Raw genomic sequence first — 22,295 nt, 5'->3', positions numbered from 1 at the left:
AGGGATATAAAAAAATCGCCACCCAGAGTGTGGGTGGCGATAGAGTTTAGTTCTTTCTTCGTCTGACTCGAGTCGCCTGTGGCATGGTTTTAATCTTACGCATAATGCCAGCAAGGTGAACACGATCTTTGGTGGTTAGCAGAACGGTAACGGTGTACAAACGACCGTCGCGTTCTTCGGTTGAAAGACCGTGAATGTTCGAACCGGTTTTCGAAATCACATTGGTCAATTCCGCTAGCGCACCTTGGTTATTGAGCATATCGACTTTCAGTTCAGCAATGAACTCTTTGTCGTACTCTTCAGACCAAGCGACTGCCATGTATTTGTCTGGTTCTTTCTGGTATCCGCGAACGTTTGGACACGTTTCACGGTGAACGACAAGACCACGACCTGGTGATACGTGAGCAATGATGTGGTCATCCGGGATAGGGTGACAACAATTTGCGAAAGTCAGTAGCAGACCTTCTGCACCACGGATTGGCAGTTTCTTGTTAGACTCGTTTGGAATTGAGCTTGTGGTGGTCAATTCATCAGTGTCACCTAGTAAGCGACGCGCGATGACGATACTCATCAATTCACCCAAACCAATGGCTGCTAGCAGATCATCGACGCTTTCTAGGCGCAGATCAGTCAGCACTTCTTGGATGTTTTCTGGGTAGATTGAATCAATCGAATGACGACCTAAAGCGTGATTCAGTAGACGACGCCCTAAGGTAATCGACTCTTCACGACGCATGGTCTTCAATACTTGACGAATCTTAGTGCGAGCGCGAGAAGTCACGACATAGTTCAACCAAGCTGCGTTTGGACGCGCACCTGGTGCACTGATGATTTCTACTGTTTGACCGTTCTTCAGTGCCTTACTTAGTGGGTAAGGGTTACGGTCAACACGAGCACCAACACAAGAGTTACCGACATCAGTATGTACGGCATAGGCAAAGTCGACAGCCGTTGCGCCTAATGGCAATTCAACGATACGACCTTTTGGTGTGAAGACGTAAATCTCATCTGGGAACAGATCCGATTTTACGTTTTCAATGAATTCGAATGAGTTACCGGCGCTTTGTTGTAGCTCAAGCAGGCTTTGCATCCAACGCTGAGCTTTCATTTGCGCTGTTGTGCCAGACTTATCGCCCTTGTCTTTGTATGACCAGTGCGCAGCGACACCTTTGTCCGCCATTTGATCCATATCTTCGGTACGGATCTGAACTTCAACTGGCACGCCATGTGGGCCAACCATAGAAGTATGCAGCGATTGGTAGCCGTTCGCTTTTGGTACCGCAATGTAATCTTTCATACGACCAGGACGCGGCTTATACAAGCTGTGTACTTGGCCTAGAACGCGATAACAAGTATCGGCAGTATCAACAACCACTCGGAAAGCGTAGATATCCATGATGGTGTGGAAACGCTGTTCTTTGGTTTTCATCTTGTTATAGATGGAGAACAGGTTTTTTTCACGACCTAACACGCGCGCATTCAAGCCAACATCTTCGAGTCGACCTTCAATTTCGCTGTGAATACGTTGGATCATCTCTTTACGATTACCACGTGCCGCTCTTACCACTTCTTTTAGAACGCGGTAGCGATTCGGGTAAAGCGCTTCGAAGCCAAGCTCCTCAAGTTCCGTTTTGATATTGTGAATACCAAGACGGTGAGCCAGTGGCGCGTAGATTTCCAGTGTTTCGCGAGCAATACGGCGTTTTTTGTCAGGGCGCAGGGCACCTAACGTGCGCATGTTGTGCGTACGGTCAGCCAGTTTGATCAGGATAACGCGGATGTCTTGCACCATCGCCAGAACCATCTTACGGAAGTTCTCGGCTTGAGCCTCTTTCCTATCGCGGAATTTGAGTTTGTCCAGTTTAGATACACCATCAACCAGCTCAGCGACGGTATTGCCGAATTTCTCTTCGAGATCTTCTTTTGTAACGTCACAGTCTTCGATGACGTCATGCAGCAAAGCAGCTTGGAGGGTTTCGATATCGAGGCGCATTTCGGCCAAGATTCGAGCCACAGCGACTGGGTGGATGATGTATGGTTCACCGCTTGAGCGGGTTTGCCCTTCATGGGCATCTCTTGCTACCACATAAGATTGACGCAGAGCCTCAATTTGAGGCTCTGTTAGGTATTCTTGGGCAACGTCTTTGAGGCTATCGAATAGATACAAATTATAGGCCCGGGAGGTTGTTGAATTCTAAAGTCAGAATTAACGGTTGTGAGCGATGCTGCTTACTGCCGCTAGCTCTGCCGCTTCTTGCTCTTGCTGTTCTTGACGTTCACGAGCGTCTAGAACTTCTTTAGTAATTAAACCTTCTTCGATTTCGCGTAGAGCGATAACCGTTGGCTTATCGTTCTCTTCTGGCACTAGTGCATCTTTACCGCCAGTTTGCATTTGACGAGCGCGGCGAGCCGCAATCAGTACTAGGTCGAAACGGTTGCCAACTTTTTCAACAGCGTCTTGAACAGTTACGCGTGCCATGAGGACTCCAAATAGTTAACTAAATTTTGAATGACGAGAAAGTATACAGTCTCAGCGTAATATTTACTAGCGATAAGACGTGCAACAACAATGACTTTCTATATAAGCAATATAAGCTTCCTTACCGTAATAAAGAAGCGAAAATTTGTGTTTCTGCGCAGAATTACTCTGCTAGAAGTGCGTCAAGCATACCTTTATATTTAGCAGCTTGCTTTTCTTCCTTCAATCTTTCCGCACGTAGGATGGCTTTAAAGTCCATCAATGCTGTATCGAAATCGTCGTTTACGATCACATAATCGTACTCGTTGTAGTGCGAGATTTCTGACTTTGCTTCTGCCATGCGTTTTGCGATAACGTCATCGCTGTCTTGACCACGAGTGGTTAGGCGGCGCTCAAGTTCGCCATTTGATGGCGGCAAGATAAAGATGCTTTTCGCTTCTGACATTTGCTCGCGGATTTGACGCGCGCCTTGCCAGTCGATGTCTAGGAAAACGTCGATGCCTTTGTTTAGCGTTTCTTCAATCCATACACGTGATGTGCCGTAGTAGTTACCAAACACTTCCGCGTATTCTAGGAAGTCGCCTTGTGCAATCAGAGCTTCGAACTCTTCTTTTGCGACGAAATGGTAGTGGATACCGTTTTCTTCGCCAGGGCGCATGCCACGAGTAGAATGAGACACAGACACTTTCATTGCGTATGTTGGGTTACGTTCCAACATTGCTGAGATCAAGCTAGATTTACCTGCGCCGCTAGGTGCAGATACGATATAGAGAGTACCTTTGCCCATTGTACTGTTCCACTTTTGGTTGGATTGAGTGAATGCCGAAAAGAAGTCTCGACCTTGTAGTTATGCCAATGATGCTTATCAGCGAGATTGGTATAACGATAGCACTGACGTTGATGATTTCTCCACCAAACCACTCAGGATTGGTGATAAACCCGCCAGAAAAATGGAGGCGAAGAGTATCATGAACTCCCTGTGGTTGCTAGCCGATCTTTTTGATCTTTGACGTGTGGGATGACTTCTCCCTCTATATATAGAGGCGAAAAAAGGGGAAGCTTTCACTTCCCCAGGCGTGCGACTGACTCACACTTAATCTTCGGAGCAACTTTACCGTTGCACGTTACTGCTTTTCAGTGACTAGCCTTGTGACTCTAAGAAGTTTATCCAAGGGCTAGCTACTGCTTTCATGTCAGGTGATTGAGCAGCACTCTTCATTGCTTTAAGTGCATTACTTGGCTGGTTGAGCTCAAAATAAGCCATGCCTCGAATGTAGTTCAGTTCACCTTTATCATCGCGTTTGGCGTCTGGAGCTGCATTCTTCGCAAACTTGGTTGCTGCAGAGTACTGCTTATCCAAGATCATCAAACGAGCAATCTTGATCTGCGTTTTGGCTTTTGGTGCTAATTGGTAAGCCGCGACATAGGTCTCAATCGACTTATCCAGTTCCTGAGCTTGTTGCCAGAAAGACGCTAGCTTCTCTAAGTTTTCAGCATTACGCGCAACATGACCTTCTTCCATCGACGTTTGCATTGTTTTAGCCGCACGGAAAGGTACACCTTGATAAGCTTGGAAGTTCACTAAACGTAGATACTCTTTCTCTCCCTCTAAAAGACCCATTTTATGAGCCATTTCTAAAGTCGAAAGGGCATTACGCTCTTGTTTGAGTTCCATGTAAATACCAGACAATTGAGTCCAGTAACGCTTATTTTGCGGGTACTTCGTAGTCAAGATCTTTAGCACGCCAGCAACACTTTTGAATTGCTTTAATTCATAGTGAGCAGACATCAACAGTTGATACCAAGATTCACTAGGGTTCTTCGTCATTGCAATTGCCTTTTTGGTTGGCGGAATTGCGTTGCGGTAATCTTCTAGTTGAATGTAAGCACTTGCCAATGTGATGTAAGCATGTGCTTGAGGTTTTTCCTCTGTTGTTTCAGCAATCTTGAACCACTCGTTCATTGTATTAACGGATTGCTTAAATTTGCCTTCTGCTAGATAAAGCTGTGCAAGGCTATAACGAACCTGTTGAGCTACGAGTACTGGTAAAGCATCTAACTTGAGTGCTTCAGCAAAGTATTTCGCTGCTTTTGGGTAATCGTCCTTTAAAGAATACAGAAAGCCCATCTGTTGAAGTAACACGGCGCGGTCGTATTTCTTTTTCTTGGTACTTCCCAAGGCAGAGTTCAGTTTAGAGATTGCATCCGAGTATTTTTCAGTTGCAATCAGTTCCTGAACTTTGTTCACGGTTCGGAATGTTCTGTCAGACAACTCAGGAGTATTGGCAAAAGCAGGCGCGCCATACGCGCCTGAGATAAACACCAGAGAAGCCAACAACTTAGTATATGCTTTCATATTGCGACTCCTTAGTTCGTAGAGAACTCGATTTCCTGAGAAAGACGAGAGCTAACCGCTTGGCCATCAACCATTTTTGGTTTGAAAGTCCACTTTGATACAGTTTTCTTCGCCGCTTTACCCAAGCCCAACTTACGTGGAGATTCTTTTAAGACTTTGACGTCTTGTACGCCACCACGTTCGTTAACCGTAAACTCTACGAGTACGATACCTTTTTCTAATCCCGATCTCGCTGCTTTACGAGGCATTTGAGGCTGGAAAGTCGCAAGAGGAACTGGGCCTCCGCTACCTGCCAACTTAGCACCACCACCTTGGGTGTAGTGTCCAAGTACTGAACCACCGGTTACGTTAACTGGAAGATCAAGTTTTGGCATGTCCATTGGGATTTGATCCATCACCGGTTTTACCGTTGACGTCACCTTCATTTCAGGTGGCGGTGGCGGACGCTTCGGTGGTGGTGGTTTCGGAAGTTCGCGTTTTTTCTCCTGTATTTTTTCGTCCGGTTTAATGCGAATGAATTCAACCATACGTAGGTCATCATTCGACACTAGCTCGTGGCGCTCTTTGTTTACTAGCTTGTCCATCCCCCAGAACAATCCGAGGGAGACAATGAGCGCCAGTGCAATTGAGGCCAGATACCGCATAGGCTTAATCCTTATTGGTTGCGGCAATGGAGATGCTTTCTACACCTGCCATCTTAATCTGGTCCATAACCTTCACGACTACGCCAGCGTTAGCTTCCGTATCCGCTTGGATAACAACCGCGCCATCTGGGCTCTCTGCACGTAGACGTTCGATGTTGGCACGTACGGCGTCAACTTCAATACGACGTTTATCAACCCAAACATCACCCGCTGCACCGATGGCAACCATGATGTTACCTTTCTTAACGGTTTGCGCTGAGCTCGCCGTCGGACGATTGACTTCAAGACCTGCTTCTTTAACAAACGATGTTGTTACGATAAAGAAGATCAACATGATGAACACGATGTCTAGCATCGGGGTCATATCGATAGCAGCTTCTTCGCTGCTGTCATTGCTATAGCGTCTCTTCATGACCTATACCTCTAATTCCGTTTACTCAGGCAATGTGCTTTAGCTTGTCTTCAAGCTTCTGCGTGGTGACTTTGGCTAAATGATCAAGACGTGTACTAAAGAAAAGTCCTGATAGTGAAGCCACCATTCCCGCTAGTGTTGGGATTGTTGCCTTTGAGATCCCCGAGGCCATTGCTCGAGGGCTTCCTGTTCCTGTTACCGCTAAGATGTCGAATACTTGAATCATGCCGACAACGGTGCCGAGCAAGCCAAGTAGGGGACAAAGTGCAATCAATACTTTGACGATTGGCAGTCCCTTTTTATTCTCAATATCCTGACGAGAAACCATTTCTTGTCGGATCATCTTTGCGTTCCAGCTTTTATGTTCTGAACGCTCTTCCCAAAAGCTAACGGCTTTTTTCATTGCTTTGGGAGCGACGGCAGCGAAGTAAAACCAACGTTCTAGTAAGACTGCCCATAACATGAAGCTGAGGATAAAGATGGCGACAAGTACATCACCACCCATTCCCAAGAAGCGCCTAATTGATTCAAGTTCTCCAACTAACCACCACATAACGCCTCCTTAGCTTTCGGCTTTATGTAGTTTTTCCTGATAGCGAGCGATGAAGCCTGCACTCTGTTCTTCAAGAGTTTGAACCAAACGACGACCTTTACTGTGTACGATTGTGTACAGGAACAGCAGAGGAATTGCGACAACCAGACCAAGCATCGTAGTAACAAGTGCTTCTGAGATACCGCCAGCCATTAGCTTCGGATCACCTGTACCAAATAGTGTGATTGCTTGGAACGTACCGATCATACCCATAACCGTACCTAGTAGGCCTAGAAGAGGTGCTACAGAAGCGAACAGTTTGATTGAGCTGATAAAGCGTTCAATGCTCGGTGCGTTACGCAGGATGATTTCATCCAGTTTCGCTTCAAGATCTTCAAGGTTGTCACCTTTATGTTCTTGGTAAGCTTGGATAACTTCACCCAATGGATTGCCAGGGATAACAGTGTCAGATTTCGCTTGTTTGCGCATTTTGCCACCGATAACCAATAGACGTAGGTAACAAACGAGAGCGATAAGTGCACCAATTGCACCCATACCTAGGATGACGTAACCAACGATACCACCTTGGTCAATACGCTCCTGAACAGTAGGGCTTTGTACTAATAGAGACAGAATCACACCACGAGATGGGTCGATAAACAGTGGTTCGTATGTGCCGTCTGCTGATTCAAAACCACCCACAAGACGAGTGATGTTTTTGCTTGGTTGACGTGATAGCTCTTCGAACTTACCTGTTTGAGGTACGTAAGTTACGTATTTGCCATCTGCAATTGCGTTAAACTCACCAACTAGGGTTACGTCACGGACCGCTTCTTTACCTTCGCCGTATACAACGGTTGCTGGTGCTGTTGTTGTATCGCCTGAAGCTACGACTTGTTGTAGGATCGTGTGCCAAAATGCTTCAAGCTCTTGCGTTGATGGTAGCTCTTTACTTTCTGCTAGTTTAGACAGCAGTGCATCACGCTCAGGGAAAAGAACGGCATTTTGCGAAGCGGCAAATAGACCTTTAAACTCACCAGCATACTGGCGAACCACACCAAACATCTCACCTAAAGTACCTGAACGAACTCGCAGTGTTTCTGTCAGTTCGGTTAGCTGTTTGTCGTTTTCGTCAAACGTGGCTTTTAATTCATCACCAAGTGCTTGTTGCGCCGCAAGTTCTGCACGAGCTTTTTCAAGAAGTGCTGCTTGTTGGTCACGGTTGTTTTTGAACTCAGCTTCACGAGCTTTGTTCTCTTTTGATTCAACGATACTTTCTGATTTTACGTTTTTCAGTAGCTCAGATAGGTTCTGAGGTGCTTCAGCTTGTGCACCAGAAATCATGAATAAGCTCGCTAGCAAACCAGCGGCTAGAGTTTTGAATCCTTTCATTTCTTATTCCTCCCCAGCAAATACAGGCAGTTTGATCAGCGCTGGTGGCGCTTGTTTCTTAGCGATACGAAGGCCTTGCTGTACAGCGATACGGTAGTTCTCCGGTAGTGATTCCCATTGACGAGTTTGTTGGTTCCACATGCCTGTTTCACCGCCATCCGGAGATTGGAATAGAAGCGCAGTACGACCAATACGTAGGAAGTCGTAAGTCACGGTTTCACCGTTGCGCTCTAGGCTAGCTTTGTAAGATTCAATTGAGCGAGAGAAGCCTTCTTCGATTTGGTAGGCTTCCATCACTTTACGGAATTTCTCTGAAGTTGTTACGTCTGCGCGATCCATTAGGTCACGTAACTCAACGACACGTTTAGTACGCTCTTCTTTTTGGAATGGTAGATCCAGAGTAACGAATTCATCTAGGGCATCGATCATTTTTAGCGTAAGAGGCACAACCTCTGTTGCTGTCTGGTCGATTTGAGCAATCTGGCTGTTCAATGAATCCAGCTCTCCCTGCTGAGATTGAACCATGCGGTTGATTTGCTCATTGTAGACTTTCATGCTGTCGATCTGACGCAGTAGGCCTTTGTATTCAGCCAACATGCCTTCAGTGCTTTCAGCATAGGTATCGATTTTTTGTTGTGAAGCCTGAGAAGACTTCGTTGTCTTTGCTTGGTTAGCGACAACGGTACCAGAGTCCGCAGCAACAGCTGCTCCACTTACCGTTAGTATCGCGGCAGTAACTGCACTTACGCCAAATTCCTTTAACGTCATAGTTGCATCCTTGTCAGTGTATAAAAGTCAGTCGAGAGGGGCGCAGGAAAAGCTCCTGCGCCAAAGGTTTTAATTAAAAGTTTTGAGAGTATTTCACGAAGTAAACGCGGCCTTGAATGCTGTATAGGTCAGCATCGTAAGTCACACCATCAGACTCAAACGCTGGGTCTTCATCGGTAAGGTTACGTACACCTGCAGTGAACTTCGCATCCCATGGAGCTAGGTAGTTGTATGCTACGTTCCAGATTGTTTGCGATGGGATGTTACCTGTCTTGTTGTAGTTCTCATCAACGTCTTGTGCTTGTGACGCGATGTAGTCTGCTGATAGGTAAACATCGTGCTCTTCTAGGAAGTTAAGACCAACACCTGTGTTGAAACGGTACTCAGGTAGACCATTACGGCCAACTTGGTTGTTCACTGGACCATTCACGTATTCAGGTGCGCTGTAGTCAAGAACATAGCTACCCATGAAGTCGTAACGTAGAACGGCTGAGTCGAAGTCGTAACGGTAACCAACTTTCAGGTCAAGACCTGAAGTATCTAGAGTACCTAAGTTTTCTAGGCCTGCTGTTGCGTGTGTAATACGGCCTGTTGCATCACGTTCGATGTTCGGGTTAGCAACACCACTGCTACGCTCTTGGTCGATCATGCTTTGTAGAGAGTTAAGCGTGATTACGTCATCGATACTGATGTTGTAGTAATCAAGTGTTAGATCTAGATCTTCGATTGGTGAGTAACTTACACCGAAGTTAAATGAAACTGACGTTTCAGCATCTAGATCTTCGTTTGATGTACGAGTTACATCGTACTGAGTTTCTGGACAGTCTGCGTCAGAGATGCCGTTTGCTTGACAGTAAACGTAGTCTTTTGCTTCGTCGGCAGAGAAGCTATCCGCACCGTAAAGGTTTGCTAATGTTGGCGCACGGAAGCCCATACCCGCACCTGTACGGAACATTAGATTATCAAGAGGTTGGTAACGGAATGATGCTTTTGGTGAAATCTCACTACCAAAGTCACTGTAGTGGTCGTAACGTGCCGCAATGTTCATCTCTAACTCATCGGTAAACGCGATCAGAGACTCTGCGTAAAGCGCGTAAGTTTCACGGTCACCACCTGCTGAGTTACCAGAACTACCGATGATGTTACCTGCTTCACTTTGTGGATCGTATTGGTCAAAGTAGTCGTAAGTTGTGAACTCTGCACCAATATATACAGGGATGGTAACGTCACCGATTTCTGCTAGGTCAAACTGAAGACCACCGTAGAAGTTGTGCATTTCCATTTGCGTTTCGCGGCTTGTTCCGGCTGCTAGGTCGCTCGTTGCATCAGCACTGAACTCGCCGTTTACAAACTCGCCTGAGTTCGCTAGCTGTTCAGCCGGTGAGCGGAACACGTAACCTGTACCAATTTCGTTACTGTTCGAGAAGTTAAGCTGGTAACCTGTTTCCCAAACCACATCACCGAAGCTATCTGTGTAAAGTGTGCCGTCTAGGCCTGCCTTCAAATCAGCTTGGAAGTCAGTTACGTTGTTGTCACGTGTACCTACGTTGTTGAAACGGTAGTAAACACGAGCTGGGCCTGCTGCTGGATCTAGACCATTCTCTGTGAAGAAATCAGAACCACCAGACGTTGTTGGGTCAACTTCAAACCAACCTGCTGCAGGAGCGTAACGACCGAAGCTTTCGTTGCGGTTCAAAAGCACTTGTGCATTGAACGTTGTGTCGTCATTTAGGAAAATATTACCGTTAACAAAAACAGTATTACGCTCTAGTGAAGCTGTTTGTGCCGCTTCTGACGTGTAGTCGTAACCACAGATATCACCTAGGCCTGGGTAGTTGGTTAGACCAACAAAGCCTTTTGATGAATCACAAGTTGCGTCTGTATCGTAACCTTTCAGCGCTTTCAGCTCGCCGTTATGGTAAACGTTTCGGCCGTAGATACTTACACCAGACATATCAAAGTAGTTATCTGAGCCAGTATTGGTTGAACTTAGGTAGTCACGATCGCGTTGGTAGATTTCGTCTTTACTATCATGCTCAAACGAGAACATGATGTTGCCTTTCTCGCCATTTGTACCCATTACGAAAGCAACATTCTGCTCATCGCCGCCTTCTTGACTAGGTATACCTGAACCAACCGTAACGTTGATGCCGTCGAACTCATCTTTCAAGATGATGTTAACTACACCTGCAACAGCATCTGAACCGTATACAGCAGAACCGCCGTCGGCCATTACTTCAACACGTTCTACGATTGCAGAAGGGATTACGTTGATGTTGGCAGCACCGCCACCCATAGCTGCTGAGCCAGGAAGACGTTTGCCGTTAATTAGAACTAGAGTACGTTCAGAACCTAGACCTCGTAGAGAGATGGTTGCTTGGCTTTGTGCCGAGCTGCCTGAACGTTCGCTGTGTGAACCAAAAGAGTTAAATGAAGATTTACGTAGTACATCAGCGATAGATACGTCACCAGCTCGTTCAATTTCTGCACGGCCGATAACAGCTACTGGGGTGCTTCCTTCCATAGATGCTCGCGTTAGACGCGAACCAGTAACTTTCATTTTTTGTAGTTTTTCAACTTGCTGCTCTTCTGCCTGCGCTGCTAGAGGGGCCACTGCTGCCGTCCCCAGTGCAAGGCTGATCGCAACAGATAAAGCGGTTGTGTTTTTATACATCCTTGTTGCTCCGATTATTATTATTCCTATGTCTGGCCATAATGGCCAATTATGACGTTAATATTTCGTTAACGTTCCGGACATGTATACCTGAGATGAAAAAAGGAAGTCAAACCAGTGGTAAACAGAGATAAAGAAATGTAAAAAAGATGTAAAAAACCAAAGGTGACATAAATCACAGAATAATTTACTGCATGACGTTTATAAATTGAGATTAAATTTTAATAAAACACCGTATTTTGTGTTTCTTGTAAAGTCTAATGACTTATATCGCCTATGCTTTTTAAGTGGGCGATTGGCACTGAATTTAAACGTTAATCTAGATGATTGTTCTGCTTGAGGGTTTTTATGGAATGCTGGGCATGTTAACTCGATCGCACAAGGTGGTATCAGAATATGATACCCACCGTTATAAAAGGGCTCACTCGTATTTTGAGGTCAAATGGTAGTGGGGGGGGGGTGTCTAATTATTCTGCATATATGCATGTTTATATAGGGTTTTGGCTCTAAAGTGCCTAGATTGATATTCTGTATGAATTGGTTTTGTGGTTTTTTATAATTATTTACAAAAACATTTCTGTTTTTGGACATCGGAGGAAGTTTGTCATGTTTTGGATTCAAACACTTGAAGCTTACTTGGATTCAAGATAAATATGACGCTGAAATTATTGCAGTAGTGGAAAAAACTAGCTTTTGAAACTCAGGGAGTGTGTTTCAACAGCTTTAGTTACTACGGGATAGAGATGCACCATTTTGGGCCGGAATTCTCCTCTCCAAACCCGCCTAATAATGGACAGTAGACAAGGAGCAAGTTGTATATGCTGTCGTACTTTTTACGCCGTTTAGCGTTGGTTATTCCGACGTTTCTCGGGATTACCATTCTTATCTTTGCTATCACTCGATTCGTGCCAGGTGGTCCGGTTGAGCGCATGCTTTCACAAATGCAGGCGCAAGGTGATGGTGCCGCGTCTATGACATCAGCTGGTGGCAACACCGCCTTATCTGATGACCAAATTGCAGAGCTAAACGCTTTTTACGGACTGGATAAACCCGTGATGGAAGCCTACGTAGAATGGTTAAGCCGTTTGGTGACGTTAGATTTAGGTGAATCGACTCGATACTACGAACCTGTATCTGACATGATCGCAGAGCGCTTACCGGTGTCTTTGTTCTATGGCGGAATGACCTTCTTTATCAGTTACTTTATTTCGATTCCGCTCGGCTACTATAAAGCGCTTAAACACGGCTCCGTATTTGATTCCGCTTCTTCTATTCTCATCTTTGTCGGGTACGCATTACCCGGATACGTCGTTGGTGTCCTGCTTATTACCTTGTTCAGTTATCACCTAGAGTGGTTCCCGATGGGGGGCTTTGTCGGAGACGACTTTGATGACTATGAAACCTTCTTCGAGCGCGCAAAAGACATCATGTGGCACGCAGTATTGCCGTTGATCTGTTACCTCATTGGTGACTTCGCTACGCTAACGATGACAATGAAAAATAACCTAATGGAAAACTTGTCATCTGATTACATCCGAACCGCGATTGCTAAAGGTCTACCATTTAAGAAAGCAGTGCGTAAACATGCTCTGCGTAACAGCTTGATTCCGATTGCCTCCCACTTTGGTAACTCGCTGTTGTTCTTCATGACGGGCGCTTTCCTTATCGAAGTAATCTTTAATATTGATGGTATCGGTCTGCTTGGTTATGAATCCATCATGGAGCGTGACTACCCTGTAGTAATGGGCATCGTAGCTATCAACGCGGTATTGCTACTTATCGGCAATATCATTTCAGATATCTGTGTTGCTTTAGTCGACCCACGTGTGAAGTTTGGAGCGTAATATGATTAAAGTTAGCCCATTAACTCAAAAGAAAATCCGTCACTTTAAAGAAATCAAACGTGGCTACTGGTCGTTTTTGATCTTATCCACCATGTTGATCCTTTCTCTGTTTTCGGAGCTGTTGATCAACAGTAAAGCTTTAATGGTGAAATACGATGGCGGTTACTATTTCCCAGTCGTCAGTAATGTACGTTTAGGTAGCGAGTTTGGCCAAGCTTCTTCGAGTGAAGCCGACTATCGAGAGCTGCAGAAAGTGTTTGAAGCTGAAGGCGGCGATAACTTCGTGATTCTACCGATTGTTCCTTGGAACCCATACGAGCAAGACTTTAGTGGTGATTTCCCTCCAACGGCCCCCGATGCTGAAAATAAACACTACCTAGGTACGGATGTAATCGGTCGTGATATTTTGGCTAGATTGGTCTACGGCTTCCGTACTGCGATGGGATTTGCGCTGCTAACAATGGCAATCTCTTACGCGATTGGTACCGCCGTTGGCTGTGCGATGGGCTTTTGGGGTGGTAAGTTCGACCTGTTTGTTCAACGCTTGATCGAAGTGTGGTCTATGGTGCCGTTTTTGTATGTCATCATGATCTTGGTATCCATTGTGCAACCCACCTTTACCTTGTTCGTCGCCATTAACGTACTGTTTGGTTGGATGGGGATGACTTGGTACATGCGTACCATGACCTATAAAGAATCGGCTCGCGAATATGTGATGGCAGCGCGTGCGCTAGGGGCATCAACAGGTCGTATTCTGTTTAATCATATCCTACCAAACACCATGGTGATGATCGTGACGCTTGCGCCATTTACTATCGCGGCCAATATCACGGCACTGACCGCGCTAGATTACCTTGGCCTGGGTCTGATGCCACCAACACCAAGTTGGGGTGAACTGCTGCAGCAAGGTAAGTCAAACCTAGACTCGCCATGGATTGTGTCTTCAGTAGTGGCTTCAATTGTACTGGTACTGGTGATGGTGACCTTTATCGGTGAAGCAATCCGAGCAGCTTTCGACCCGAAAAAATTCACACGCTATGTTTAAGCAAGCATTGTGAGCAAAACATAAAAAAGGGAAGTTTTATGAAAAAATTATTTTTAGCGTCCACGCTGAGCGCCCTAAGTTTTGGTGCGATGTCAGCAACGCTTCCGACTGACTTAAACTGGCAAACAAACTGGGATGAGCCTCAATACGGCTCTCCTGAAGCAAAGCGCGGTGGTACTTTCCGAGCGTATATGTCTAGCTTTCCGCAGACTTTGCGCAGCGTTGGCCCTGATGCGAACTCAGGTTTACGTTCTTATATATTGGATGAAACGCCGGGCTTGGTGGTACGTCATCCAGATACACTGGAATTCATCCCTGAGTTAGCGAATGAGTGGGCGTTAGCGGGTGATAACAAAACCGTTTATTTCAAACTGAATCCAGAAGCAAAATGGTCGGATGGTAAACCTGTTACTGCCGACGACTTTGTCTTTATGTTGAAGTTCTACCGCTCGAAAGACATTCTCGAGCCTTGGTACAACGATTACTACAACAAGACTGTTGAAGATGTGATTAAGTTCGATGATCTAACGTTTGCGGTGAAAGCGGCGAAAGAACTTAACCCTGAAGAACTGTTGTTAAGAATGGGGGCGCTGCGTCCTCGTCCTGCTCACTTCTATGCCAACCCGAAGAAAGACGAAAACGGCGATGGTATTCATGATGATTTTGTTCGTTACTACAACTTCAAAAGTGAGCCAACCACTAGCGCATACTACTTAGCTGATATCAAAAAAGGTAAGAGTGTTACCTTTAAGCACGTTGGCGAAGATTGGTGGGGATACACCAATAAGTACTATGAGAACCGTTATAACGTCGACAAGATTCGTATCACGGTTATTCGTGACAACGACATTGCCAAGAAGCACTTTGAAAAAGGTAGCCTAGACTCATTTGGCTTGGTTTTACCTAACCTTTGGCACGACAAGTCTGATACTGCGCCTTACCAAAAGGGCTACATTCAGAAGTTTTGGGGCTACAACCAATACCCTGTAGGTGCTGGCGGCGTTTGGATGAATACCGCAATGCCATTATTGGATGACTTAAACATTCGTAAAGGTATCACTTACGCGATCGACTTTGATGGCATGATCGAAAACATCATGCGCGGTGACTACAGTCGTAAGCCAAACCCAACAGGCTACGGGCATGGTAAGTACACCCTGCCAGATGCGAAAGCACCAAAGTTTGATCCAGAAAAAGCGGCTGAAGCGTTTGCAGCAGCCGGTTTCGATAAGATTGGTTCCGACGGTATCCGTGTTAACGACAAAGGTCAGCGTTTGAGTTTCGAGTTGACCTACGCAACGCCAGTGCACACGCCTCGTATCGCATTTGTGCGTGAACAAGCGAAGTTGGCCGGTTTGGACATCGAACTTAAGCTCATCGATGGCTCATCAATGTTTAAATACGTACGTGAGAAAAAGCACGATTTAGCGTTCCTAGATATGGGCACTTCTGAGATTCCAACGTATTGGGAATACTTCCACTCAGTGAATGCCAATAAGCCACAAACTAACTCTTTCACGAACTACAGCACGCCAGAACTTGATGAGAAAATCATTGAGTACCGTTTCAACATGGACATGGATAAGAAGATCCAACTGGGCCATGAAATCCAACGTGACATTATTGATGCACATGTGATTGTTCCGGGTTACATGGTGCCTTACGTTCGTTACGGCCATTGGCGTTGGTTGAAATTGCCAGAGAAGCCAATGAACCGTATGACCGAAGCACTATTTAGCGGCGGCATTATTGGTGATGGTACGTACTGGATTGATAAAGACATCAAGAAAGAAACCCAGAAGGCAATGAAGTCGGGTAAGACTTTTGAACCGGTTGTTGTCGTTGATGACACGTACAAGTTGTAAGGATGTGTTATGGAAAACGATGTAATCCTGAGTGTTAAAGATCTAGAAGTTGAGTTCACCACGGACGATGGACCGGTAAAAGTGCTCCATGGCGTGAACTTTGATGTTCGTGCTGGGCGTACCCTCGGCCTTGTGGGCGAATCCGGTAGTGGTAAGAGTGTTACCTCCATGTCTATCATGGGTTTGCTACCGAAACCTTACGGTAATATCGTCAATGGTGAGATAGATTACCGCGGCACGAACTTGGTCACGCTACCAGCGGAAGAAATGTACGCCATGCGCGGTGACCGCATTTCAATTATCTTCCAAGACCCAATGACGGCGCTGAACCCAGTGCATTCTATTGGTCGTCAGCTTTGCGAAGTGCTAGAGCTGCACCGTCCTGAGTTGGATAAAAAAGCGCGCGAATCTTACGCTGTTGAAATGCTGGCGAAAGTAAAAATTCCGATGCCGGAGAAACGCTTGAACGAGTACCCGCATAATCTATCCGGCGGCATGCGTCAGCGTGTGATGATTGCGATGGCATTGGCGTGTAAACCTGACATTTTAATTTGTGATGAGCCAACCACTGCACTGGATGTAACGGTTCAGGCGTCTATTCTTGAATTAATGAACGAGCTTCAAGAAGAAACGGGCATGGCGATGATCTTCATCACTCACGATCTTGGTGTGGTTGCAGAAGTGTGTGATGACGTAGCCGTGATGTACGGTGGTCGTATTGTTGAAAAGGCCGAGATTTTCGAGCTATTCGATAACCCACAGCACCCATATACAGAGCGTTTGATGGGCTTGATGCCAAGTTTAGATAATGAGCCTAAGCAGATGATCGACATTAAACCGATCGATGCCAGTATGTTTGCTAGCTAACTGGTGCAAAGTGAACAAGTCATAAAAGAGGATGTTATGGCAAAAGAAGTATTAAGAATTGAAGATCTTAAGCAGCACTTTGTATCTGGTAAGGGACTGTTTAAGAAAGGCTACACCATTAAAGCCGTTGATGGTGTGTCGCTATCAGTAGGTGAAGGGGAAACTCTTGGCCTAGTAGGTGAATCAGGCTGTGGTAAAAGTACCCTAGGTCGTACTATTTTGAAATTGTACGAGCCAACTGAAGGTAAAATTTTCTTTGAAGGCAAAGACATCACCAAATTGTCTGTGAAGCAAATGCGCTCATTGCGTAAGGACATGCAGATTGTCTTCCAAGACCCAATGGAATCGCTAAACCAACGCCATACGATTGGCATGATTCTCGAAGAGCCGTATGTGATTCACAACATCGGTACGTCTTCAGAGCGCAAACAGTGGGTGAAAGAGCTACTTGTTAAAGTTGGCTTGCCAGAAACCGCGGTAAACCGCTATCCACATGAGTTCTCCGGTGGTCAGCGCCAACGTATTGGTATTGCTCGTGCGATTGCCCTTAAGCCTAAATTGCTGATTTGTGATGAGTCGGTATCAGCGTTGGACGTATCGGTTCAAGCGCAAATCCTAAACCTGCTATTGCAACTGCAACAAGAGATGAACCTTGCGATTATCTTTATCTCGCATGACCTGTCTGTTGTGAAGCATGTATCTGATAAGGTTGCGGTGATGTACTTTGGCAAAGTCGTGGAAGCGGGCAACGCGAAAGAAATCTACGCGAATCCTCAGAACGATTACACCAAGAAGCTGTTGTCGGCGATTCCAATCACGCATCCTAAGTATCGTAAGAAAAAGCGCTTGGCAGAAAAAAAGCAGCAAGTGGCGTAACGCCACCATCCAAATAAAACCAACTTAAAAGATAAAAGCGCTCCACTTAGTTGGAGCGTTTTTATTTCCGATGATTTTCTGTCTTCAGCTTCTTTAAAATAGCGTGCTACACTGCAAACTTATTCCCTTGATTTGTTTGGATAGTTGACCATGCCGTCGCATTTACCTAAATCATTCAGTCGTCCCTTTCTGAAAGTCTTTCATCTACTCGAAGCTGTGCTTTTAGTCGCCATTACTCTGGCAACTGTGTGGGCGATGGTGGAAGAGTTTGTCCACATTTACGTCCAGAAGCGTGTTGCACTCGATGACATCCTATTAATGTTCATCTATCTGGAAGTGCTCGCGATGGTTGGGCAGTTCGTGATGAACGGTAAGATACCGGTTCGATACCCGATCTACATTGCCATGATGGCGATTGCTCGCTACATCACGCTTGGTATGAAAGAACTCGACTCCGTGATGATAGTATGGCTCTCGTTAGCTGCGTTTATCTTGGCGGCGGCAACCTTGGTTATTCGAGTAGGTCATCATTATTGGCCGTATATAGATAATCAAACCGCTGAAAAAGACGAATAACATTAAGCCTCGCCCAATGCGAGGCTTTGTTTTTGTGTGAAGGGAAATCACATCCCAATGACTTAGGGGTAAAAAAGTGTAAAGTCATCTCAAGCCATCTTGTTTCTTACCTTGTTGATGAGTATCTTCACGCTAACCTTTTCTAACTGCTTTGATGAGAGATTGTGATGCTAGCGAAGCGCACATCGACAATGTATTTTCTGCTGAGTGTCTTGATTGCATTTGCGCTTTCAAGCGGTATTGCTCGTGCAGAAGTGCCATCAATCGCAGCAAATCACATGACATCAGTAACAGAGTCTTTGCATATCAGTTATTGTGATTTGACCTTTAGCTCGGAAGAAAAGAGTGAGCCGGGGTGTTGTGAGCCGGGCGGAACATGCTTTGAGAAGCAGTGTTGTTCCCATGGTCACGCATCGGGTACGGCTGTTGTCGAAACTCAGCCAAGATCTTATGAAGCTCCATTCCGAGATGAGTTGGCGGTAAGCAAAGCCGCGTTCTACACCAGTGCAGACATGCACTCTCACTATCGCCCTCCGATAGCTTAATTCCTATCTCGCAGCGTTTCGCTGCCAACAATGTTACTGCACGAATTGTCGTGTGAATTTGTTATGCGTGTGAATAGCTTTCTATTTGCACCATCCTGTGATGGGAATGAAAAATGAAAACCAATCTAATTGCTCGTACCGAGCTCCTTTCTGCGTGCCTACCAAACCTTGTTATCAACCGACAAGCGGGAGGTCGCCATGACGTATAAGCATCTACCAATTATCTTGTTTGTGTCTGTGTGCTTGATTTGGGGCACCACGTGGTTTGCGATGGAAGTGGCGGTGCAAACTATTCCGCCCATCTTTGCGACCGGCCTGCGCTTCCTAATAGCTGCGCCGCTATTAATCATGTTGGCGAAACACCTCAAACAACCTCTGTTCTTCCCGAAAGGCAAAGTGTTCTGGATGTTCGTCGTCGCGATTTTCTATTTCGCGATTCCGTTTACCTTGATGATTTTTGGTGAACAATACATTTCATCGGGTCTTGCATCGATCATCTTCGCCAACATGCCGATTGCGGTGATGGTGACATCAAGCCTGTTCCTTGGACTTAGGTTACGTAAATCTCAGATTGCTGGTCTTTTAGTCGCGGTGTTGAGCTTAGTTTTGATTCTAGCGAAAGAGATGAGTTTGGGTGGAGAGGATTACCTGCTGGGCTTTCTCGCTTTAGGTGGGGCGGTCGCGATTCATTCGGTGATGTACGTGTTTGTTGAAAAGTTCTGTAAAGGCATTCCAGTGCTGACTTACAACGCCTTTCCAAGCTTTGTTGCCTCTGCGTTGCTCTTTACTACCTCACTGATTGTCGAACAGCCGGATCTTTCTCAGTTCTCGATGGATTCGATTACCGCTGTGATTTATCTCGGTATGTTTGCTAGCGTCGGTGGCATTGTGGCGTACTTTAAGCTTGGACAAGTGTCGACGCCGTTTACCGCCTCGATCTGTTTTCTGTTTTTCCCGTTGATTGCGCTTAGCCTTTCAACATGGATTGCGGGTAACAGTTTGTCGTTGGTTTCTGTCGCTCTACTACTGCCATTACTGGGTGGTATTTTTGTCACTAAAGCTGAGCCTGCTTTCTGGCAGCGTTTTCGCTTGAAGTCTGCAGAGCAAAAGCCTGTGCTATGTGAGCATTGTATGAACAACATCAATGCTTAACACCGACTAAACACCATGAAAAAGCCCCATTTGATTGGGGCTTTTGAGGTAATGCTATTTACCTTGCTCGTTACGCAGATACATGATGGCAACCATGCTAAAGCCAATAAATTGCCATAGATATTGTCCATCACTTGCACCTGTAATGGTTTGGGTGAAAGCCATACAACCCGTTACGAACAGAGATGCAAAAGCCGCATAGAGTAGCCACGGACGTTCTTTACCAGCCATAAACTCACCTGCCAGCACTGAGCGAATCACCAGTAAAAACGGTAAGCACTGCAAAGCAATGAGAATCGGGAACATAAAGTCAAACGTTGGGCTCAGCAGTGCATGACCGACTTGGCTCTTATCCCATGTCCCAACGATATAGCCTTTCCAGCCAGCCCAAGTATCACCTGCATAGGCGGTGTCAGGCGTGATGATACCAAGTAGCACGCCCATCACTTTATCGATAAAGCCATTTTTGAACCAAAAGACGAACAGAAAGATCTGGATTGGAATGATCTGAAAGGCAAACTTCTTCAACATGTGTGTATCCCAAGAAATGAATGATTTGGTTTACAAGTATGTGGAAGGCGCGTTTTTTACGCTTGATGCAAGGCAAGCGAGTTGAACTCCAAACAAAAATCAAACATCCAGAATACCCATCAGCATTGGGGAGGCTGACTTAACAATAGGCGAGAGCAGCGATTTTTTCACTCCGCTTTATTTGAGGCTATTTGGCTGTTTGGAATAGGTTTGCTTTTTGTGAAGATTCAATAAGATCAAACAGTTGGCCGTTATGCTCTTTTTTCATCTCAGTATAGCGTTGGTAATTGTATTGCGAGCCTTTCGGGTTATCTGCGAGTTTGTCAGCCACGCTGAGTAAGTAAAAACTGATTGGGCTTGGCGTGCTTTCTGCTGCATAAAACAAGTACGGGAAGGCTTGATTAGGGTGCTGATTGATAAGCAAAGCGAGCCCCAAAGTGAGGTTGGCAATATCACAACGTGGGTTCAGTTCGAACGCCTGCTTAGCTGAGTGAAGTGCCTGTTCTCGGTCTTCTTGTTTGTGCTCGCGTAAGTAAGCTAAAGATTCAGAGTAAGACAACAAAGCACTAACCAAATAGCTGTCTCGCCCTTGTTGTTGAATCGTATTTAGCTGCTGAGCAATATCCGAAAAAGCGGGACCACCCTTACCTTGATAGAAAAGAGAAATCCCTTCAGAGATCACTTTCCAATCGTCATAGTTACTGATGGACGTCACGCGGTGGCTAGCCACTTCGTAATCGGAACTCATTGGTGCAATGATGGCTTTGATTTCTAAAATCACATCGCCGATAGCATCGAAGAAGTTATCTTGGTTAAACGTCTTCTCTACCTTTTGGCTCTGATTGGGTTGATGGTTGTTTTGCACCAAGACGCTAAGCACATAATTGCCATCTGCTTTCTTAATCCAACTTTTGAGCTCAACACCGTGGTTGGCAAGAGACTGCTTACTTTGTTTGGATAGCTGAGAATAGTGGTAACCGGAGAGGTTTTTGGCTGAATTTAGCCCATAGAAGAGGTAGTTATATACGCTTTCTGCCATTTCAAAGTTGCTGGTGGAATCAAGCGTAATATCATGAATATAAACGGGCACTACGTCACTTTGTTGCGCTGTTATCACCGTTGTGTCATCAGTGATGTCACCATTTTGTACTGCCCAAGCCACAATAAGCCCAACCGTTAGGATTGCCGTTACAGCTAGAACCATACGCTTGTTTTTAGGCTTGGCGGTACGAGTAAGAGGAGTAGATCCTCCAGGGATTGGAGTGTGCGTTATGCTTGGCTCAGTCACTTCTATATCAAATAAGTAACCTTGCTTAGGAATGGTTTGAATGATGCGATACGGACGCGTTTTGTCCTGAAGCTGACTGCGCAGTAGACTAATGACTTGTCTCACCAAGTTGTCGGAAACTTGCGTCCTTTGCCAGACATCGGCTGCGATTTGCTGGGGACTCAGTACTTTCCCACGGTTCTCGATAAAGTAGCTCAGCAATCTTGCTTGCAATGGTTCTAAATGAATCTCCTCACCATCAATCGTCAACTGATTTTTATCAGGATAGAAAGAAATAGGGGAGTCATGTTGCAGGACAAAGCAATACGGACGAGTCATAGCGATTCAGTGGTTTAGAAGTAACCACACAAGACTATTGGTTTTATATATAGGAAGCAAGTGAAGCATCAGCAAATAAAAAGCCCCGCAGTGCGAGGCTCTTTAGATATCTCTGTACCGTCCTAAATAAG

General features: G+C 45.6%; 20 protein-coding genes. 8 read left to right on the top strand and 12 right to left on the bottom strand.

Features of this window, described 5'->3' with window-relative positions:
* Window positions 1-46 precede the first annotated feature (46 nt).
* From spoT to H735_RS10855, 10 genes are all read right to left on the bottom strand, one after another.
* Window positions 47-2,167: a bifunctional GTP diphosphokinase/guanosine-3',5'-bis pyrophosphate 3'-pyrophosphohydrolase gene (gene spoT / locus H735_RS10905; RefSeq protein WP_020195423.1), complete on the bottom strand. Its 2,121-nt coding sequence runs from the start codon at window positions 2,165-2,167 to the stop codon at window positions 47-49.
* A gap of 39 nt (window positions 2,168-2,206) precedes the next feature.
* Window positions 2,207-2,479, bottom strand: a complete 273-nt coding sequence (rpoZ, locus tag H735_RS10900) for a DNA-directed RNA polymerase subunit omega (protein ID WP_005379346.1) — start codon at window positions 2,477-2,479, stop codon at window positions 2,207-2,209.
* Window positions 2,480-2,642: 163 nt separating this feature from the next.
* A complete protein-coding gene (gmk, locus tag H735_RS10895; protein WP_020195422.1) occupies window positions 2,643-3,266 on the bottom strand; it encodes a guanylate kinase in 624 nt (207 codons plus the stop codon).
* A gap of 354 nt (window positions 3,267-3,620) precedes the next feature.
* Window positions 3,621-4,835: a tetratricopeptide repeat protein gene (locus H735_RS10885; protein WP_020195420.1), complete on the bottom strand. Its 1,215-nt coding sequence runs from the start codon at window positions 4,833-4,835 to the stop codon at window positions 3,621-3,623.
* An 11-nt stretch (window positions 4,836-4,846) separates the two neighbouring features.
* Window positions 4,847-5,479: an energy transducer TonB gene (locus H735_RS10880; protein WP_027726632.1), complete on the bottom strand. Its 633-nt coding sequence runs from the start codon at window positions 5,477-5,479 to the stop codon at window positions 4,847-4,849.
* A 4-nt stretch (window positions 5,480-5,483) separates the two neighbouring features.
* Window positions 5,484-5,891, bottom strand: a complete 408-nt coding sequence (locus H735_RS10875; RefSeq protein ID WP_020195418.1) for an ExbD/TolR family protein — start codon at window positions 5,889-5,891, stop codon at window positions 5,484-5,486.
* A 25-nt stretch (window positions 5,892-5,916) separates the two neighbouring features.
* Window positions 5,917-6,444, bottom strand: a complete 528-nt coding sequence (locus H735_RS10870; protein ID WP_009707952.1) for a MotA/TolQ/ExbB proton channel family protein — start codon at window positions 6,442-6,444, stop codon at window positions 5,917-5,919.
* Window positions 6,445-6,453: 9 nt separating this feature from the next.
* Window positions 6,454-7,815 carry a MotA/TolQ/ExbB proton channel family protein gene (locus H735_RS10865; protein ID WP_005434439.1) on the bottom strand — a complete coding sequence of 454 codons (1,362 nt, stop codon included), beginning with the start codon at window positions 7,813-7,815 and terminating at the stop codon, window positions 6,454-6,456.
* Window positions 7,816-7,818: 3 nt separating this feature from the next.
* Window positions 7,819-8,583 carry a DUF3450 domain-containing protein gene (locus H735_RS10860; RefSeq protein ID WP_005434436.1) on the bottom strand — a complete coding sequence of 255 codons (765 nt, stop codon included), beginning with the start codon at window positions 8,581-8,583 and terminating at the stop codon, window positions 7,819-7,821.
* A gap of 73 nt (window positions 8,584-8,656) precedes the next feature.
* Window positions 8,657-11,257 (bottom strand): TonB-dependent receptor plug domain-containing protein, encoded by a 2,601-nt coding sequence (locus H735_RS10855; RefSeq protein ID WP_020195417.1) that lies wholly within the window; start codon window positions 11,255-11,257, stop codon window positions 8,657-8,659.
* Between the two features lie 818 nt (window positions 11,258-12,075).
* On the opposite strand from H735_RS10855, the gene H735_RS10850 reads away from it, so the two are divergent.
* From H735_RS10850 to H735_RS10815, 8 genes are all read left to right on the top strand, one after another.
* Window positions 12,076-13,101, top strand: coding sequence for an ABC transporter permease subunit (locus H735_RS10850; protein WP_005434432.1), 1,026 nt, complete (start codon window positions 12,076-12,078; stop codon window positions 13,099-13,101).
* A 1-nt stretch (window position 13,102) separates the two neighbouring features.
* Window positions 13,103-14,146, top strand: a complete 1,044-nt coding sequence (locus H735_RS10845) for an ABC transporter permease (protein ID WP_020195416.1) — start codon at window positions 13,103-13,105, stop codon at window positions 14,144-14,146.
* A 38-nt stretch (window positions 14,147-14,184) separates the two neighbouring features.
* On the top strand, window positions 14,185-16,011 hold the full coding sequence (locus H735_RS10840; RefSeq protein ID WP_020195415.1) for an extracellular solute-binding protein: 1,827 nt from the start codon (window positions 14,185-14,187) through the stop codon (window positions 16,009-16,011).
* A gap of 9 nt (window positions 16,012-16,020) precedes the next feature.
* Window positions 16,021-16,878, top strand: coding sequence for an ABC transporter ATP-binding protein (locus H735_RS10835; RefSeq protein ID WP_009707949.1), 858 nt, complete (start codon window positions 16,021-16,023; stop codon window positions 16,876-16,878).
* Between the two features lie 36 nt (window positions 16,879-16,914).
* Window positions 16,915-17,754, top strand: a complete 840-nt coding sequence (locus tag H735_RS10830) for an ABC transporter ATP-binding protein (RefSeq protein ID WP_020195414.1) — start codon at window positions 16,915-16,917, stop codon at window positions 17,752-17,754.
* A gap of 150 nt (window positions 17,755-17,904) precedes the next feature.
* The gene (locus H735_RS10825; protein ID WP_010650185.1) at window positions 17,905-18,330 is read left to right on the top strand and encodes a phosphate-starvation-inducible protein PsiE; all 426 of its coding nucleotides are present in this window, start codon (window positions 17,905-17,907) and stop codon (window positions 18,328-18,330) included.
* A gap of 167 nt (window positions 18,331-18,497) precedes the next feature.
* On the top strand, window positions 18,498-18,875 hold the full coding sequence (locus H735_RS10820) for a hypothetical protein (protein ID WP_020195413.1): 378 nt from the start codon (window positions 18,498-18,500) through the stop codon (window positions 18,873-18,875).
* Between the two features lie 198 nt (window positions 18,876-19,073).
* On the top strand, window positions 19,074-20,027 hold the full coding sequence (locus H735_RS10815) for a DMT family transporter (RefSeq protein WP_020195412.1): 954 nt from the start codon (window positions 19,074-19,076) through the stop codon (window positions 20,025-20,027).
* Window positions 20,028-20,081: 54 nt separating this feature from the next.
* Here the strand turns inward: H735_RS10815 and H735_RS10810 are convergent, their stop codons facing one another.
* Both H735_RS10810 and H735_RS10805 read right to left on the bottom strand, forming a co-directional pair.
* Window positions 20,082-20,558 carry a hypothetical protein gene (locus H735_RS10810; protein ID WP_009698961.1) on the bottom strand — a complete coding sequence of 159 codons (477 nt, stop codon included), beginning with the start codon at window positions 20,556-20,558 and terminating at the stop codon, window positions 20,082-20,084.
* A gap of 187 nt (window positions 20,559-20,745) precedes the next feature.
* Window positions 20,746-22,164 carry a winged helix-turn-helix domain-containing protein gene (locus H735_RS10805; RefSeq protein ID WP_020195411.1) on the bottom strand — a complete coding sequence of 473 codons (1,419 nt, stop codon included), beginning with the start codon at window positions 22,162-22,164 and terminating at the stop codon, window positions 20,746-20,748.
* Window positions 22,165-22,295 lie beyond the last annotated feature (131 nt).

The organism is Vibrio owensii CAIM 1854 = LMG 25443 (assembly GCF_000817815.1).
In the GTDB taxonomy this organism is placed as follows: Bacteria; Pseudomonadota; Gammaproteobacteria; order Enterobacterales; family Vibrionaceae; genus Vibrio; species Vibrio owensii.
Note: the sequence above shows the minus strand (reverse complement) of the source record. Positions and strands in the feature narration are given on the sequence as shown.

What these genes read in the sequence shown, in the direction of transcription:
- H735_RS10870 (WP_009707952.1), bottom strand. Translation starts at nt 6,444, where the DNA reads ATGTGGTGGTTAGTTGGAGAACTTGAATCAATTAGGCGCTTCTTGGGA.
- H735_RS10885 (WP_020195420.1), bottom strand. Translation starts at nt 4,835, where the DNA reads ATGAAAGCATATACTAAGTTGTTGGCTTCTCTGGTGTTTATCTCAGGC.
- rpoZ (WP_005379346.1), bottom strand. Translation starts at nt 2,479, where the DNA reads ATGGCACGCGTAACTGTTCAAGACGCTGTTGAAAAAGTTGGCAACCGT.
- H735_RS10840 (WP_020195415.1), top strand. Translation starts at nt 14,185, where the DNA reads ATGAAAAAATTATTTTTAGCGTCCACGCTGAGCGCCCTAAGTTTTGGT.
- H735_RS10825 (WP_010650185.1), top strand. Translation starts at nt 17,905, where the DNA reads ATGCCGTCGCATTTACCTAAATCATTCAGTCGTCCCTTTCTGAAAGTC.
- H735_RS10830 (WP_020195414.1), top strand. Translation starts at nt 16,915, where the DNA reads ATGGCAAAAGAAGTATTAAGAATTGAAGATCTTAAGCAGCACTTTGTA.
- H735_RS10815 (WP_020195412.1), top strand. Translation starts at nt 19,074, where the DNA reads ATGACGTATAAGCATCTACCAATTATCTTGTTTGTGTCTGTGTGCTTG.
- H735_RS10810 (WP_009698961.1), bottom strand. Translation starts at nt 20,558, where the DNA reads ATGTTGAAGAAGTTTGCCTTTCAGATCATTCCAATCCAGATCTTTCTG.
- H735_RS10880 (WP_027726632.1), bottom strand. Translation starts at nt 5,479, where the DNA reads ATGCGGTATCTGGCCTCAATTGCACTGGCGCTCATTGTCTCCCTCGGA.
- H735_RS10820 (WP_020195413.1), top strand. Translation starts at nt 18,498, where the DNA reads ATGCTAGCGAAGCGCACATCGACAATGTATTTTCTGCTGAGTGTCTTG.
- H735_RS10875 (WP_020195418.1), bottom strand. Translation starts at nt 5,891, where the DNA reads ATGAAGAGACGCTATAGCAATGACAGCAGCGAAGAAGCTGCTATCGAT.
- H735_RS10850 (WP_005434432.1), top strand. Translation starts at nt 12,076, where the DNA reads ATGCTGTCGTACTTTTTACGCCGTTTAGCGTTGGTTATTCCGACGTTT.
- gmk (WP_020195422.1), bottom strand. Translation starts at nt 3,266, where the DNA reads ATGGGCAAAGGTACTCTCTATATCGTATCTGCACCTAGCGGCGCAGGT.
- H735_RS10855 (WP_020195417.1), bottom strand. Translation starts at nt 11,257, where the DNA reads ATGTATAAAAACACAACCGCTTTATCTGTTGCGATCAGCCTTGCACTG.
- H735_RS10845 (WP_020195416.1), top strand. Translation starts at nt 13,103, where the DNA reads ATGATTAAAGTTAGCCCATTAACTCAAAAGAAAATCCGTCACTTTAAA.
- H735_RS10865 (WP_005434439.1), bottom strand. Translation starts at nt 7,815, where the DNA reads ATGAAAGGATTCAAAACTCTAGCCGCTGGTTTGCTAGCGAGCTTATTC.
- H735_RS10835 (WP_009707949.1), top strand. Translation starts at nt 16,021, where the DNA reads ATGGAAAACGATGTAATCCTGAGTGTTAAAGATCTAGAAGTTGAGTTC.
- H735_RS10805 (WP_020195411.1), bottom strand. Translation starts at nt 22,164, where the DNA reads ATGACTCGTCCGTATTGCTTTGTCCTGCAACATGACTCCCCTATTTCT.
- H735_RS10860 (WP_005434436.1), bottom strand. Translation starts at nt 8,583, where the DNA reads ATGACGTTAAAGGAATTTGGCGTAAGTGCAGTTACTGCCGCGATACTA.